This window comes from Brevibacterium sediminis (assembly GCF_013623905.1).
In the GTDB taxonomy this organism is placed as follows: Bacteria; Actinomycetota; Actinomycetes; order Actinomycetales; family Brevibacteriaceae; genus Brevibacterium; species Brevibacterium sediminis.
The window spans coordinates 1-14,544 of sequence record NZ_JABKDD010000013.1 but is presented as its reverse complement, the minus strand read 5'-3'; the positions used below and the strand labels follow the sequence as shown (position 1 = coordinate 14,544).

Annotated in this window: 15 protein-coding genes; 2 read left to right on the top strand and 13 right to left on the bottom strand. The window is 64.4% G+C overall.

What is annotated here, in order from left to right:
- Positions 1 to 60: 60 nt before the first annotated feature.
- Positions 61 to 675, top strand: coding sequence for a class I SAM-dependent methyltransferase (locus HK108_RS14800; RefSeq protein ID WP_181272071.1), 615 nt, complete (start codon positions 61 to 63; stop codon positions 673 to 675).
- 2 nt (positions 676 to 677) lie between these two features.
- Here HK108_RS14800 and dapF read toward each other — a convergent pair whose 3' ends face one another.
- The 12 genes from dapF to HK108_RS14740 form a co-directional block, all read right to left on the bottom strand.
- Complete coding sequence (gene dapF / locus HK108_RS14795) at positions 678 to 1,667, bottom strand: diaminopimelate epimerase (RefSeq protein ID WP_062244070.1); 990 nt, start codon at positions 1,665 to 1,667, stop codon at positions 678 to 680.
- Positions 1,668 to 1,742: 75 nt separating this feature from the next.
- Positions 1,743 to 2,663 (bottom strand): tRNA (adenosine(37)-N6)-dimethylallyltransferase MiaA, encoded by a 921-nt coding sequence (gene miaA, locus HK108_RS14790; protein ID WP_181272070.1) that lies wholly within the window; start codon positions 2,661 to 2,663, stop codon positions 1,743 to 1,745.
- Positions 2,664 to 2,669: 6 nt separating this feature from the next.
- Entirely contained in the window at positions 2,670 to 3,335 is a 666-nt protein-coding gene (locus HK108_RS14785) for a hypothetical protein (protein ID WP_181272069.1), read from the bottom strand.
- A gap of 1 nt (position 3,336) precedes the next feature.
- Positions 3,337 to 4,833 (bottom strand): tRNA (N6-isopentenyl adenosine(37)-C2)-methylthiotransferase MiaB, encoded by a 1,497-nt coding sequence (gene miaB / locus HK108_RS14780; RefSeq protein ID WP_181272068.1) that lies wholly within the window; start codon positions 4,831 to 4,833, stop codon positions 3,337 to 3,339.
- Positions 4,834 to 4,868: 35 nt separating this feature from the next.
- Positions 4,869 to 5,855 (bottom strand): regulatory protein RecX, encoded by a 987-nt coding sequence (locus tag HK108_RS18970; RefSeq protein ID WP_229664189.1) that lies wholly within the window; start codon positions 5,853 to 5,855, stop codon positions 4,869 to 4,871.
- Positions 5,836 to 6,927 (bottom strand): recombinase RecA, encoded by a 1,092-nt coding sequence (recA, locus tag HK108_RS14770; RefSeq protein WP_101595229.1) that lies wholly within the window; start codon positions 6,925 to 6,927, stop codon positions 5,836 to 5,838. Before recA ends, HK108_RS18970 begins: the two co-directional genes overlap by 20 nt.
- A 191-nt stretch (positions 6,928 to 7,118) precedes the next feature.
- The gene (locus tag HK108_RS14765; RefSeq protein ID WP_181272067.1) at positions 7,119 to 7,526 is read right to left on the bottom strand and encodes a VOC family protein; all 408 of its coding nucleotides are present in this window, start codon (positions 7,524 to 7,526) and stop codon (positions 7,119 to 7,121) included.
- Between the two features lie 120 nt (positions 7,527 to 7,646).
- Positions 7,647 to 7,874, bottom strand: a complete 228-nt coding sequence (locus HK108_RS14760; protein WP_139470110.1) for a DUF3046 domain-containing protein — start codon at positions 7,872 to 7,874, stop codon at positions 7,647 to 7,649.
- Positions 7,874 to 8,203, bottom strand: a complete 330-nt coding sequence (locus tag HK108_RS14755; RefSeq protein WP_098731348.1) for a helix-turn-helix domain-containing protein — start codon at positions 8,201 to 8,203, stop codon at positions 7,874 to 7,876. Before HK108_RS14755 ends, HK108_RS14760 begins: the two co-directional genes overlap by 1 nt.
- A 177-nt stretch (positions 8,204 to 8,380) precedes the next feature.
- On the bottom strand, positions 8,381 to 8,923 hold the full coding sequence (locus HK108_RS14750; RefSeq protein WP_181272066.1) for a CinA family protein: 543 nt from the start codon (positions 8,921 to 8,923) through the stop codon (positions 8,381 to 8,383).
- Entirely contained in the window at positions 8,916 to 9,584 is a 669-nt protein-coding gene (gene pgsA / locus HK108_RS14745) for a CDP-diacylglycerol--glycerol-3-phosphate 3-phosphatidyltransferase (protein ID WP_181272065.1), read from the bottom strand. Before pgsA ends, HK108_RS14750 begins: the two co-directional genes overlap by 8 nt.
- Before the next feature lie 125 nt (positions 9,585 to 9,709).
- Complete coding sequence (locus HK108_RS14740) at positions 9,710 to 12,493, bottom strand: FtsK/SpoIIIE family DNA translocase (RefSeq protein ID WP_181272064.1); 2,784 nt, start codon at positions 12,491 to 12,493, stop codon at positions 9,710 to 9,712.
- 627 nt (positions 12,494 to 13,120) lie between these two features.
- Here HK108_RS14740 and HK108_RS14735 point away from each other — a divergent pair.
- Complete coding sequence (locus HK108_RS14735) at positions 13,121 to 13,921, top strand: hypothetical protein (protein ID WP_181272063.1); 801 nt, start codon at positions 13,121 to 13,123, stop codon at positions 13,919 to 13,921.
- Between the two features lie 84 nt (positions 13,922 to 14,005).
- On the opposite strand, the gene HK108_RS14730 is transcribed toward HK108_RS14735, so the two are convergent.
- Positions 14,006 to 14,544, bottom strand: a 539-nt coding sequence (locus HK108_RS14730; protein ID WP_219922466.1) for an IS30 family transposase, incomplete at its 5' end; no start/stop codon positions are given.

The following is a 14,544-nucleotide window of genomic DNA, read 5'->3' as shown; positions in this document are numbered from 1 at the left end:
AGGCGATTCGCACCGACGGTGGTGTCCATCAATTCTCCCACAGCCGTCTAGACTGAAACGGTGTCAGAGCACTATTTCACCGAATCGCCGAGCAGCGAGGCCAAGTCGCGGGTACTCAACCTCGATCTGGCCGGCCGCGCCGTCACCGTCGAAACCGTATCCGGCACGTTCTCGCCCACTCGCCTCGACCTCGGCACCGCTGTGCTGCTGCGGCATCTGGCTGAGCCGCCGGCCGGCGATATCCTCGATCTCGGCTGCGGTTGGGGGCCGATCGCCCTGCACACGGCCTTGGATGCCCAGGACGCCGAGGTGGATGTTCGAGTGTGGGCACTCGACGTCAACTCCCGGTCCCTGGAGACCACCGCGGCGAATGCGCGCAGGCTGGGTCTCGATGCGATCAACACCGTCACCGCTGCGGATGTTCCCGCCGACCTGCAGTTCGCCGCGATCCGGTCGAATCCGCCGATCCGCGTCGGCAAGGAAGCGCTGCACGAGCTCTTGGAGACGTGGCTGCCGCGTCTGGCGCCGGGTGGCCGCGCCGATCTCGTCGTATCGAAGAACCTCGGCGCCGATTCCCTGCAGAAGTGGATCGCCGAGATGCTCGGCGACGGCTTCGAGGTCGTGCGCACGGGATCGTCGAAGGGCTTCCGCGTGCTCACGGTCGAACGCGACTGAGCTCAGCCGATCGTGCCGCTGGCGACGAGGACCGCGGGGCCGGCAAGGCTGACGCGTCCGCTCGTACCCTCCGCATTGGGCTCGATTTCGATGCGCAGCTGACCGCCGGGCACGTCGACTCTCCACTGCAGAGGTGACTTCTCGCCTGCCCAGTGGTGGGCTGCGATCGCTGCCGCGCAGGCGCCGGTTCCGCAGGAGCGGGTCTCACCGACGCCGCGTTCGAACACGCGCATGCGCAGGGCGCCCTCTCCCCCGGCCACATCGGATCGGGCGGGTTCCATGACGATGTATTCGACATTGGATCCCTGTGCCGGGACGGGGTCGAGGACGGGGGCATCGCGCAGTTCGGCTGCTGCGAGTTCGGCGTTCTCGGCCAGGGCGACGACGGTGTGCGGGTTGCCGGTGGACACGCGCAGTCCGGGACGGGCGACGTCGATTCCGCCGGTGGTCACGAGCACGCTGCTGGCGGGGTCGAGTGACCATTCGCCCATGTCGATCGTGTACCAGGCGTCGCTGGCCGATCCGGGTCCGGCTGTGCCGGTGTCGACGACGTCGTCTCCGGTCTGAACGCCGAGGGCGGGATTGAGGGTGGTGCGCACGGCTTTGATGCCGTCACGGGTGCCGACGAGGATCTCGCGGGCATCGGCGGGGACGCGACCGCTGGTCAGGAGCGCGTGGGCGAAGACGCGAACTCCGTTGCCGCACATCTCGGAGAGGCTGCCGTCGTTGTTGTAGTAGTCCATGAACCATTCGGCACCGGCTTCGGCCTGTTCGGCGGCTCCGGGGATGCCGCTGGCTGCGGAGCGGACGATGCGGATGATGCCGTCGGCGCCGAGTCCGGCCCGTCGATCGGCCAGGGTGGCGACGGTTTCGGGATGCATCTCCAGTGTGCTGTCGTCGTCGGAGAGCAGAACGAAGTCGTTCTGGGTGCCGTGCCCCTTGACGAAGCTGACATCGGTCCAAGCGGCGAACGGGGTATCCGGAGTGCTCATGGCTCCATCCTATCTGTGAGCGTCCAGTCGGGTCTTCAGTGCCCGTTCAGGACGTCGAGTGCAGTCGCCACTTCATCAGCGATCATTCAGCACATCGAGTGCAGTCGCCAGATTCTGTTCGGCGTCGGCGGCACTGCCGTCGATCCAGCGGATGCGCGGGTCGCGGCGGAACCAGGTGTCCTGTCGGCGTGCGAACTGCCGGGTGCGGATCGTCGTCTCTTCCTTCGCCTCGGCGGCGGTGAGCTCTCCTGCCAGATGGCGTTGGATCTGTGCGTATCCGATGGCACGTGATGCTGTCTTGCCTTCGGCCAGCCCAACGTCGAGCAGACGCGTCACTTCGTCGACCCATCCGTGCTCCCACATGAGGTCGACGCGGGTGGCGATGCGCTCGTGCAGAATGGCCCGGTCCATGCTCAAGCCCAGGTGGATGGTCGGTTCGATCTCCTGGTAGTCCGGCAGTTGGGCGCTGAAGGGACGTCCCGTGAGTTCGATGACTTCGAGCGCTCGTGCGATACGTCGTTGGTCGTTGACGGTGATCTTCTCGGCCGCCTTCGGGTCGAGTTCGCGCAGCTTCTGATGCAGCCTCCACCGGTCTGTTGCGACCTCGGCCTCGAGGCGAGCCCGCACCTCGGAGTCGGTGCCGGGAAACTCCATATGATCGACCGCGGCACGAACGTAGAGCCCGGACCCGCCGACGAGGATCGGCCGCAGACCGCGCCCCCGGATGTCCGCAATCGCTGCCCGCGCACGTGCCTGAAAGTCCTGCACGTTCGCCTCTTCGGTGACGTCGAGGATATCGATGAGGTGATGCGGAATCCCCCGACGCTCATCGATCGGCAGCTTCGCCGTGCCGATGTCCATCCCTCGGTAGAACTGCATCGAATCCGTGTTGACGATCTCCCCGCCGAGGCGGTCGGCCAGATCCAGCGCAAGGTCCGATTTCCCGGTGGCGGTGGCTCCGACGACGGTGATGATCGGCGAAGTGTCCTCAGCCATCGGCGATCACTCCCAGAGTCCGGTGCCGCAGAGTGTCCGGACTTCGTGGACACGTTCGTCGATGACCGGTTCCAGAGTCGAGACTCGCGCGCCCTGGTCAACGGCGTGGCGGAAGCCTGCAGCCAGCACACTGAGGCTGGCGGCCATGGCCTCTGCTTGGTCGCAGAGGTCGAGCAGTCTTTCGGTGTCGATCGACGTCCCGGAGGTGAGTGTCTCGCTGACGGCACAGTCGAATTCCGAGGCACCGTCGATCGGGGCCAGGGGTGCGTCCTCTGTTGCGGCTCCGGACAGGTCGATCGGCAGCAGAAGGTTCTCGCTCGATCCGAGCGGTCCGATGTCGACGCCGGCGGCGTGAGCGTGAAGGATCGCGACGATGACGGCTGGGTCGGCCGCCTCGGCGAGTCTGCGTTCATCCGTCGTCAGGGTGTCAACGGTTTCGACCCAGTCGGACCCGGACAGCAGCCGACCGGTGCGAGTATCGACGCCGTGATCGATTCCCCAGCCGCCGAGTCCGGCCACGGGTGGCAGGGTCTCGATGGGCAGGGCCCAATCGGTCCGCGTCCGCACGGTATCGCGGATGGCAGTCCGCAGCTCGGCCATTCGCGCCGTCTCGCTGCGGTCGATGTTCTCGAGCAGCACGGGGGCTGCCGGGATGATGGCGAAGGCGCCCATCTCAGCCGCGGGGGCGGATCGTCGGCATGCCGAGGTTCGTTGCACCGGCGGCACCCTGTCCGGGGCTCGGTGCGCCACAGCTGTCGGCCTGAGCCCGGTCGTAGGCGTCACCGGCTCGGGACGGGCGTACGGAGAATCCGGAGTCGGCGAGGAGGAAGTAGGGTTTCGCCTCGGTGACGGTGGCGGTGACGAAATCACCGGGCCGCGGCATCTGGGCGCCTTCGGGGATTCCGACGTGGACGAGGCGGTTGTCTTCGGCGCGACCGCTCAGTCGTGGGGAATCGTCATGGGGCAGCTTGGTCACGAGCACCTCGACCTCACGGCCGATCTGGGCTTTGTTCTCGTCCCAGGCGATCTCATCCTGGAGCGCGGTGAGGCGTTCGAACCGCTTCTGCACGACGTCCTTCGGGACCTGGTTGTCCATCGTAGCCGCCGGTGTGCCGGGGCGGATGGAGTACTGGAAGGTGAAGGCCTGGGAGAAACGGGCGCGGCGGACGATGTCCATCGTCCCTTGGAAGTCCTCTTCGGACTCTCCGGGGAAGCCGACGATGATGTCGGTGGTGATGGCCGCGTGCGGGATGCGTTCGCGCACGGTGTCGAGGATGTTCATGAACCGTTTGGTCCGGTAGGACCGCCGCATTGATTTGAGGATCGTGTCCGAACCGGACTGCAGCGGCATGTGCAGCTGCGGCATGACGGTCGGGGTCTCTGCCATTGCGTCGATGACGTCGTCGGAGAATGCGGCCGGGTGCGGGCTGGTGAAGCGGACCCGTTCGATTCCGTCGACGTTGCCGACGGCGCGCAGCAGTTTCGCGAATGCGCCTTTGTCGCGGAATTCGGCTCCGTAGGAGTTGACGTTCTGGCCGAGCAGGGTGACTTCGACGACTCCATCGGCGACGAGGGCTTCGACCTCGGCGAGGATGTCGCCGGGGCGGCGGTCTTTCTCTTTGCCGCGCAGGCTGGGCACGATGCAGAAGGTGCAGGTGTTGTTGCAGCCGACCGAGATCGACACCCATCCGGAGTGCTGGGATTCGCGGCGGCTGGGCAGGGTGGAGGGGAAGACGTCGAAGCTTTCGAGGATCTCGACCTGGGCTTCCTCGTTGTGGCGGGCGCGTTCGAGCAGCGCCGGCAGGGATCCCATGTTGTGGGTGCCGAAGACCACGTCGACCCAGGGGGCCTTCTTCACGATGGTGTCCCGGTCTTTCTGTGCCATGCATCCGCCGACGGCGATCTGGAGGCCGGGGTGGTTCTCTTTGACCTTCGCGAGCTGGCCGAGGTTGCCGTAGAGCCGGTTGTCGGCGTTTTCGCGGACGGCGCAGGTGTTGAAGACGACGACGTCGGCCTGGTCGTCGGTGTTCGCCTGAACGTAGCCGGCATCGTCGAGCAGTCCGGACAGACGCTCGGAATCGTGCACGTTCATCTGACATCCGTAGGTCTTGACCTCGTAGCTGCGAGGGGTGGTTCCGGATGTCGTCGGGGATTCAATCAGTTCAGTCATGGCGCACCCATTCTAGCCGTTCCCCCGGAGCCGTTTCAGTCTTCGGCGAGCACTTCCCGTGTGACCTTGATGCAGATCGCCGAGGGGAAGCCGCGGCGGGCGAGCATGCCGAGGATTCGGCGCTCTCGCACGGCATAGTCGAGGCGCCGGGTGGAGGCGGCTTTCTTCTCGGCGACTTCGCGGGCGAGTTCTTCCTCGCCGTCGATGTCGGCCACTGCGTCGGCGGCCAGTTCGGGGCTGATGCCCTTCTTGCTCAGTTCGCGTTTGAGCACGGACCGGGAGAGTTTCCGGTTCTCGCGCTGTGCCCGCGCGAAGCGGTGGGCGAACTCTTCGTCGTTGAGCAGACGCGAGTTCTGCAGCTTCTCGATGAGGACATCGATCGCTTCGGGCATGAGGTCGCGTTTGAGGAGCTTCTTGCGCAGTTCGTCGCTGGAGTGATCGCGCATGGCGAGCATGTTCATCGCCGTCTTCTTCGCCTGAGCGTAGTCCGCGTCGAAGTCGGGAGCGTCGTCTTCGTCGTCGAAGCTCAGCCCGGGACCGGCAGCGAAATCGGGTGAGTCGTCGCTGTCATCCAGGAAGTCGGGCCCGGCATTGCCATCGCTCGCCAGGAAATCTGGACCATCATTCTCGGCTGCAAGGAAATCGGGGACGTCGATGAAGTCCGGAGTCGAGTCGGTACCGCCTTCGACCCACCCGTTGTCCGGTTCCTTCTGCTGTCGCTTCCAGCCGCTGGAGTTCTTCTTGCGCTTCGAACCCGAGTTCTTTCGTTTGTCGGTTCGACCATTGCCACCGGTGACATCGTCGTCGTCGAGTCCGGAGAGGCCGGCGAAGAACCCGGCCTCTCCTTCGGCATGACGTTGGTCGATCTCCGAGATCGCACTGCGCAGCTGCGAGAGCGTCTCGGTCTGAGACGAATCGCTCCGACCCGAGTCCCCCGCACCGACCGTCTCGGTCGATGCGGCGGGCTCGCGGCCCGGGAATTCGTCGTCAGTCGACGAGGCGTCAGGAGACTTCGACGTCATCCGTCTGTGCTTCTCCGGCCGCCTCGGCGCCGTCCTCGGGTTCGTCGACCTGGATCAGGCCCAGCTTGTGCTTGATCTTCAGCTCGATCTCTTCGGCCAGGCCCGGGTTGTCGCGGAGGAAGTTGCGGACGTTCTCCTTGCCCTGACCCAGCTGATCGCCGTCGTAGGTGAACCAGGATCCGGACTTGCGCACGATGCCGTTGTCGACGCCCATATCGATGAGGCTGCCTTCGCGGGAGATGCCGTGGCCGTAGAGGATGTCGAACTCGGCCTGCTTGAACGGCGGAGCGACCTTGTTCTTCACGATCTTCGCACGAGTTCGGTTGCCGACCGCGTCCTGACCTTCCTTGAGGGTCTCGATGCGGCGGACGTCGATGCGCACGGAGGCGTAGAACTTCAGCGCCTTACCGCCCGAGGTGGTCTCCGGCGAACCGAAGAAGACGCCGACCTTCTCACGCAGCTGGTTGATGAAGATCGCGGTGGTCTTCGACTGGGCCAGGGCACCGGTGATCTTACGCAGTGCCTGCGACATCAGGCGAGCCTGCAGGCCGACGTGGCTGTCGCCCATCTCGCCTTCGATTTCGGCCTTGGGCACAAGGGCCGCGACGGAGTCGATGACGATGACGTCGAGGGCCCCGGAGCGGATGAGCATATCGGCGATCTCGAGAGCCTGCTCACCGGTGTCCGGCTGGGAGACGAGGAGCTGATCGGTGTCGACGCCGAGCTTCTTCGCATACTCCGGGTCGAGTGCGTGCTCAGCATCGATGAACCCGGCGATTCCGCCGGCCTTCTGTGCGTTTGCGACGGCGTGGAGAGCCACGGTCGTCTTACCGGAGGATTCCGGACCGTAGATCTCGACGACGCGGCCGCGCGGCAGACCGCCGATGCCCAGAGCGATGTCGAGTGCGACCGAACCGGTCGGGATGGAGGCGATGGGCTCACGCACACCGTCGCCGAGGCGCATGATCGCGCCCTTGCCGTAGTTGCGATCGATCTGGCCCATTGCGGCTTCGAGTGCCTTCGACTTGTCTCCGCCGGTGGGAACCTGAAGGTTCTTGGGTGTACGTGCCATGACGTCTCCTCTTCGTTGCTTTTCCGTTGAGACCAAGGCTAGAAGATGGCACTGACATAACGACAGAGGAAGCGATTCCCCCGTGGATAACCAGCCACTCATGGTCACAGGTCCCGTGATTGCTCACCAGGATAACCCACATGGGAACAGGTGTTCTATATATTCGGGTGTGTCGCGTGTCTCCGCGAGAGTCAGGCCTGGGCCAGACCCAGCTGCCAGGTGAGACCGAAGCGGTCCCCCACCCACCCGAACGGGCCGAATCCGTAGTCGTCGAGCGGCATGAACACAGTTCCGTCTTCGCTCAGTGCGGTGAAGATACGTTCGAGTTCCTCGGCCGAATCGCAGTCGACCATGAGTGACACGCCAGGGGTGATGTCCCACTCGTGTGCGACGAAGCTGTCGCTGAAGCGCAGTCTCTGGCCGGCGATCTCGATCTCGGACATGATGACCGTACCCTCGGCGCCCGGACCGTCGGGACCGTACCGATTGTCGAGGATCACTCGCCCGTCGGCGAAGACCTCGAGGTAGGTCTCCATGGCCTCGGCGGCGCTCTGTCCTCGACTGGGCTGGAAGGTGATGAACGGGATGGCCTGATTCATGCGGTCAGTCTACACTCGGCCGGCACGGCGCCGACAGTAAAGACCAGCGCTGTTCCGAGCAGACAGAGCCACAGACGGTGCGAGGCAGCTCCGATCCAGAAGTACGGCGTCGAACCTCGGTCAGAACGGCGTCGAGCGCGGCTTTTCCTTGCCGAGACGCCGAGATTCGGGAACGCCCATGGAATCGCAGACGGCAGTCCAGATGTCGCGGGGTTCGACCCCGGCTTCGAACGCCTGAGCTGCGGTCCGCGAACCCAAGGAGCTCAAAGTGAGGTCGGTGTGCAGGGAGGCGGCGCGCGCCTCACCGAACTCCTCGTTCATGAGGATCCAGTAGAGCGTGTGCCTCATCAGGGCTTGGCGGCCAGCCGCGGAGCAGAGTATCCCTCGGGGTGACCGAGGACCTTGTCCGAGAGCTCCTGCGGAATGGTGTCGGGGATCTGCACGCCTTCTTCGAGAGCGAAGCGATCGGACACAGACGACAGCAGTGCCGACAGCGGCAGGTCAAGTGCTTCGCAGATCGCCGACAGCAGCTCCGAGGAGGCTTCCTTCTGTCCGCGCTCGATTTCGCTGAGGTAGCCGAGCGAAACGCTGGCCCCGGTCGAGACATCGCGAAGGGTGCGTCCTTGACGACGGCGGGCGGAACGAAGTGCGTCGCCGATTTCGACTCTCAGTAACATAACGCGGCCCTCCCTTTGTCAGCGCGTCCCGTCAATGTAGTTCCAATAACTTTACAACCTGGCCGTGACACAGCACCAACCTGGTGCCCCGAGCGGATGGTATTGCCAGTCCATTCGAAGACTTTGGAGAATTTTCGTCCGATGGTCATCACCCGGTCAACCGCACAGCAGACGAACTTATTCCGTGGCATCTCCGCCAGCATTCGACGCCTGTCCGGCCTCGGGCCCGAAGGCGAGTTCGCCGACGAATTCGTCGAGGTTGACGGCCATCGCCTGCACCGTCTGGCTGCGGATGGCATCACGGTCGCCGGTGAAATCGTGTTCGAAGACCTTCGCCTTCCCGCCGAAGGCAATCGCCGTGTAGACGAGTCCGACGGGCTTGTCGTCCTGCGGATCGGGACCGGCGACTCCGGTGCAGGAGATTCCGATATCGGCGACGCACTGCACGGCCGTGCCAACGGCCATCTCCGCGGCGACGACCGGGTCGATCGGTCCGGTCTCCTCGAGGTGGTCAGCATCGACTCCGGCCAGGCTCGCCTTGAGGTCGGTGGCGTAGGTGACCAGTCCGCCGCGCACCACAGCCGAGGCCCCCGGCACATCGACGAGCGAGGCGACGAAGCGTCCCCCGGTCAGCGACTCTGCCGACGCCAGCGAGATCCCCAATCGAGTACAGGTGGAGATGATGCGACGCGCGATCGTCAACAGCTCGGACTCAGCCACGCTGCGCGTCCCCGCCGGTCTGCGTGCTCCCACCGCTCTTCGCGTCCCTGTACAGCTTCGCCGCGTGCACGCAGTAGTCGACGCCGGTGACGATGGTGACGACGATGGCCGCGGTCATGATGATCCACGCGAAGACGAGGAGGATGACGTAGACGACAGAGGGCACCACGCCCGAGAGCGGGAAGACCAGCAGGAAAAGTCCGATCGCAGCGGTCTGCAGCACGGTCTTGATCTTGCCTCCGCGTGAAGCAGGCATGACGGCGATGCGGATCATGAAGAACCGCAGCACGGTGATGCCGAATTCGCGGACGAGGATGATCACGGGCACCCACCACGGCAGTTCGACGATGATCGCCAGACCGATGAGTGCCGCCGCCATGAGCGACTTGTCGGCGATGGGGTCGGCGATCTTGCCGAAGTTCGTGATGAGGTTGTTCCGCCTGGCCAGATAGCCGTCGACGAAGTCGGTGAACATGGCCAGCAGGAACACGATGAGCGCCCACCAGCGCAAAGTCACATCGTTGCCTCCGTCTGCCAGCAGAAGCACGAGGAACAGGGGCACCATGAGGATACGCAGCACCGTGAGTGCGTTCGGGACATTCCACGGACTCGGTTCTGCAGAGGGCTGCTGAGAGGCTCCAGCCTCGACTCGATCGTTCACGCATCCAGCCTATCGGAGTGAGCTGAGCAGATCATTCCAACCATGGGAATGACGACCATAATCGCCGAGGCGGCGCACCGTCGGTACGGTGCGCCGCCTCGGCGAGGGGTGGGGTTCGGATGAGATCAGCGGCCGGTGAGCTGCCAGGCGTCCTCTCCGCTGGCCTCGACGACCTCGAGTCCGGTCTCCGGATCGACGTCGCCGACGGTGAGGTCGCCGGCATGACCGACGCCGTTCGCGTAGCGGTCGGGCGATGCCGATCGGTACGCCGACGCCGAGCCGTGGGAGGTCTCGCCGTAGTCGTCGTCGAACTCCTCGTCATAGTCCCCGGCTGCCGAGGCGTGCCCGGATCCGGTCTGTCCGGACTGGCCGTGGCCACCGTCGGTCGGGACGTCGGCAGAGGCGCCGCCGGAATCCTCGGGCGGGGTCTCGCCCTTGATGATGGCCAGGGTGCCCGGCAGATCGTCGGGGCGCACGAGCACGTCGCGGGCCTTCGATCCCTCGGAGGGTCCGACGATTCCGCGGGACTCCATGAGGTCCATGAGGCGACCTGCTTTGGCGAAGCCGACGCGCAGCTTGCGCTGCAGCATCGAGGTCGAGCCGAACTGCGTGGTGACGACCTGCTCGATCGCCTGGAGCAGCAGGTCGAGGTCGTCTCCGATGTCCTCGTCGATCTGCTTCTTCGGCGCTTCGACGGCCACGTCTTCGCGGTAGTTCGGGGTGAGCTGGCTCTTGACGTGTTCGACGACCTTCTCGATCTCGGACTCGTTGACCCAGGCGCCCTGGACTCGCATCGGCTTGGCCGCGCCCATCGGCAGGAACAGGGCGTCACCCTGACCGATGAGCTTCTCAGCACCGGGCTGGTCGAGCACGACTCGCGAGTCGGCCAGCGACGAGGTCGCGAATGCCAGGCGGGAGGGCACGTTGGCCTTGATGAGACCGGTGACGACGTCGACGCTGGGTCGCTGGGTGGCGAGCACCAGGTGGATGCCGGCGGCACGGGCCAGCTGTGTGATGCGCTGGATCGAGGCTTCGACGTCGCGCGGGGCGACCATCATGAGGTCGGCGAGCTCGTCGACGACGACCAGCAGGTACGGGTAGGGCTGGAGGACGCGTTCGGATCCGGCGGGCGGCTGGATGCGGCCCTCACGGACGGCCTTGTTGAACTCCTTGACGTGCTTGAACCCGTAGTTCGCGAGGTCGTCGTAGCGGGCGTCCATTTCACGCACGACCCATTCGAGCGCCTCGGCGGCCTTCTTCGGGTTCGTGATGATCGGGGTGATCAGGTGCGGGATGCCTTCGTAGATCGTCAGCTCGACGCGCTTGGGGTCGACGAGGATCATGCGGACCTCGTCGGGGGTCGCGCGCATCATGATCGAGGTGATCATGGAGTTCACGAAGCTCGACTTACCGGCACCGGTGGCACCGGCGACGAGGAGGTGGGGCATCTTCGAGAGGTCGGCGACGACGAATCCGCCTTCGACGTCCTTGCCCACGCCCATGACCATGGGGTGGTCGGTCTTACGGGCGGCCTTCGAGCGCAGCACATCACCGAGCGCCACGTTCTCACGGTCGGTGTTCGGGATCTCGATGCCGATGGCCTTCTTGCCGGGGATCGGCGAGAGGATGCGGACATCGGCGCTGGCCACGGCGTAGGCGATGTTCTTCGACAGCGCCGTGACCTTCTCGACCTTCGTGCCGGCGCCGAGCTCCACCTCGTAGCGGGTGACCGTCGGTCCGCGGGAGAACCCGGTGACCTCGGCGTCGATCTTGAACTGCTCGAGCACATCACGCAGGGCTTCCACGACGCGGTCGTTGGCCTCGGAGCGTTCCTTCGCGGGAGGTCCGGGCTGGAGGTTGTCGGAGGCGGGCAGGGTGTAGGTGACGTCGCCGGCCAGGGTGAGCTGTTCGACGCGTTCGGGCAGCTGCTCCGTGGGCGGAGGTGCGGGTGCGTTCGTCGTCGGCACCGGCGCCGAGGCGGCAGCGGGCTCGGACTTCTTCGCCTGGTTCGCGGCGTCGTCGTCCATCCCGATGGTCTTCTTCAGCTCGGCCATCTCGCGTTCGGCCTTGGTGGGCCGGCGCTGGCCGGGCTTGAGCTTCGGCTCCGGACTGGTTTCGATGCGCGTGGTGTCGGCGTCTTCGTCGCTGACGTCATCCTCGTGGATATAGGCCTTGTCGTAGGCCTTCGTGGCGGTGTCGTCGTCGGCGGAGTCGGCGTCGAGATCCGGGATCTCGGTCTTCTTCTTCCGGCTGCGGCGCTTGGCGCCCATCACGGGTTTGAGGTCGGAGGTGCGACCGTTCTCGGCAACGAGGTCGGACTGTTTGGTCTCGGCCGCCTCGGCGTCGGTTTCGGGTCGGGCACCGCCGGTGAGGCGGTAGTAGAGGTCGGTGAGGCGACGGGGAATCGCGCGCACCGGTGTCGCGGTGACCACGAGCAGGGAGAACAGCCCGAGGAGGACGAGCAGCGGCACCGCCACGTACACGGTGGTCGCAACGACCAGCGGTGAGGACACGACGAATCCGAGCGCGCCTCCCCCGTTGGCCATGGCCTCGCGGGAGTTCGTGAAGGTCGGGTTGCCGGCGGCGATATGGGCCAGGCCCGAGGCTGCGAGCAGACCGAAGATCATACCGATGAGGATGCGGTTGTTGCCGCGGTTGTCGTCGCCGCGAAGGAACAGGCGGATCGCGTAGCAGGTGAAGACCACCGGCAGGGCGAGTGCCACCCTGCCGAAGGTGCCTTCGACGATTCCGCGGACGCCGTCGCTGATCGCGCCGGGGATGTTCCACCATTCGAAGGCGGCGATGATGATCGAGAGTCCGATGAGGAAGAAGGCTGTGCCGTCCCGCTTCGTCGGTGATTGATCGGTCGGTTCGTCGCTGAGAGTCTTACGCGCACGGTTTCCGGCCATGTGGGCCACTCCCCTCCATGCACCGGTGACAACGTTTGTCCCGGGTTCTTCGGTCCCCGCTTGACCGGACCGACCAGCGTTTTTGCGCGCTGTGCGTTTCCCGGAACCAGAAGCGGGGGAAGTCGTTCTGGTCGCCATGTCTCTCATCTTAGGACGATATTGCGTTCCTGCCCAGCAAATCCGCAGGTTTCGGCGTGTGGCGCTGCGGCCCGCGGGGGCTTCGGCAACCGAGGCAAGTCGGACGAATTTCGACGTCAGCCGGGATGTCGGTGAGGATGTCGGGCAGAGCATCGGAGTACCGGCCTGCAGGCTGGAAGTGCTGCATTCGACAACATGCGGAGTGAATGTCCACGTCAGGCCGCATATCTCGCCGAAAAACGGGCTACGTGTCGAGAAACGGGTGTGCACATGCGTTTCTCGACGCTTCACCCGTTTCTCGGCGACGATGTTCTGCCGCGTTCCGCTTTGCGTCACGACTGAGTCTCTCCGCGGGCTGGAGTCGACCGTCTGCGTCTGGCACTCGAGAAGGGAGGAAAGGCGAATCCGCCACAAACTGGACTGAGACCGTCAAAGAGACAACAGATATTGTAGGCTCCTGCTTAAAGCCGCACACGAAAGGGCAAGTTGTTGAAACGCTTCACGATCGGAATCATGGCTGTGGCCTGCGCACTCGCGCTGTCCGCCTGCTCTGACGGATCCGGTGATCAGGCTGGGCAAGGACAGAAACAGGAGGAGGCCTCCCTTGATCCAGCAGCTGTTGAATCTCAGGAAGCCGACGAACGCGCGGCTCTGAGTGGCGCCGAATACAGCGACAGAATCCTCTCACTGGAGGACTTGCCCAGCGGTTGCACCCTTGAGGACGACGTCGAATTCGGGGAAAAGGACGAGCAGGCTGCCAATCCGTTCGGCTCTAAGGAAAGCTCTCCCGACAATCGGTCCACACAATCCGAGTGCGTCATCGGTGCCATGTCCGCCTACTCATCCGATCTGGACGGAGTCTCTGCTGCGCGATCATTTGATCAGTCCGACGACAGCACCGGTACATACATCCTGACATCGCTGACCAGACCCGAAAGCGGATCGGCGGAGCTGCTCGAAGATCTCCGAAACACCGTGGGCGACTGCCAAGAATCGATCAGCGCGGAATCGACGGAGTCGGTCGAGGTCTTCGAACCCAAAGGCAACAAGGGCGAAGGCTTCTGTACTGCGGCCGACAACGGAACGTTTTTAGGCCAGGGCAAGATGGCAATGTCAGAGTGCTACGTTTCCTGGGCAGGAGAATTGCTGACAGTTCATCAAATGGCATTCGACTCAGAAACCAGCCTCGCCGTTGACGAAGAAGCGATGAACGGTGTCAGCAACTACCTGACCGAAGATCTTCTCCCGACGGCGCTCAAGAAGGCAGAAATGACGGCACACCAAGAATGAGTCCTGCGTTGGGGAGATAAGTGTGCTCAGATTGCACATTTTCTTCGGGTGGGCTCAGTGTTCTAGTGCAACAGTGGGCTGGTCTCAGACTACCTGCTCATGCAACAGATCAGCCAGGACCTCGGCCGGGGTCGCGAACCCGAGGACCTTCCGCGGCCTGCGGTTGAGCTGATCCTGCATCGCCTGGATCTCCTCGTCAGTAACCGACTCATCGAAGACCGTGCCCTTCGGGTAGTAGTCCCGAACGAGACCGTTGGAGTTCTCATTCGTCGGTCGTTGCCAGGGTGAGTGCGGGTCGCAGAAGTACACCTGGCAATCGGTGGCGACAGTGATCCGCAGATGCTCAGCCATCTCCTGACCCTGGTCCCACGTGAGAGTCGAGAACAACGCTTCCGGCAGGGAAGCGATCATGTCCTGGACTAGTCCGGTGACGGTGACCGATTCGCGGTTGTTCGGCAGTTTCCGGATCAAGGAGAACCGGGACCGGCGTTCGAAGACGGTGACCAGGCCACCGGCGTGGGAATCGACGACGAGATCACCCTCCCAGTGGCCAGGAACAGTGCGGTCGGCAGCTTGTGAGGGACGGTCGGTCAACAAGGCACCATCGAGCCAGGGACGGTTGG

Bases quoted from the DNA above. Each gene is read 5' to 3' on its own strand.
- HK108_RS14785 (WP_181272069.1), bottom strand. From the start codon at position 3,335: ATGGGCGCCTTCGCCATCATCCCGGCAGCCCCCGTGCTGCTCGAGAAC.
- HK108_RS14765 (WP_181272067.1), bottom strand. From the start codon at position 7,526: ATGAATCAGGCCATCCCGTTCATCACCTTCCAGCCCAGTCGAGGACAG.
- miaB (WP_181272068.1), bottom strand. From the start codon at position 4,833: ATGACTGAACTGATTGAATCCCCGACGACATCCGGAACCACCCCTCGC.
- recA (WP_101595229.1), bottom strand. From the start codon at position 6,927: ATGGCACGTACACCCAAGAACCTTCAGGTTCCCACCGGCGGAGACAAG.
- HK108_RS14755 (WP_098731348.1), bottom strand. From the start codon at position 8,203: ATGTTACTGAGAGTCGAAATCGGCGACGCACTTCGTTCCGCCCGCCGT.
- miaA (WP_181272070.1), bottom strand. From the start codon at position 2,663: ATGGCTGAGGACACTTCGCCGATCATCACCGTCGTCGGAGCCACCGCC.
- HK108_RS14740 (WP_181272064.1), bottom strand. From the start codon at position 12,493: ATGGCCGGAAACCGTGCGCGTAAGACTCTCAGCGACGAACCGACCGAT.
- dapF (WP_062244070.1), bottom strand. From the start codon at position 1,667: ATGAGCACTCCGGATACCCCGTTCGCCGCTTGGACCGATGTCAGCTTC.
- HK108_RS18970 (WP_229664189.1), bottom strand. From the start codon at position 5,855: ATGACGTCGAAGTCTCCTGACGCCTCGTCGACTGACGACGAATTCCCG.
- HK108_RS14760 (WP_139470110.1), bottom strand. From the start codon at position 7,874: ATGAGGCACACGCTCTACTGGATCCTCATGAACGAGGAGTTCGGTGAG.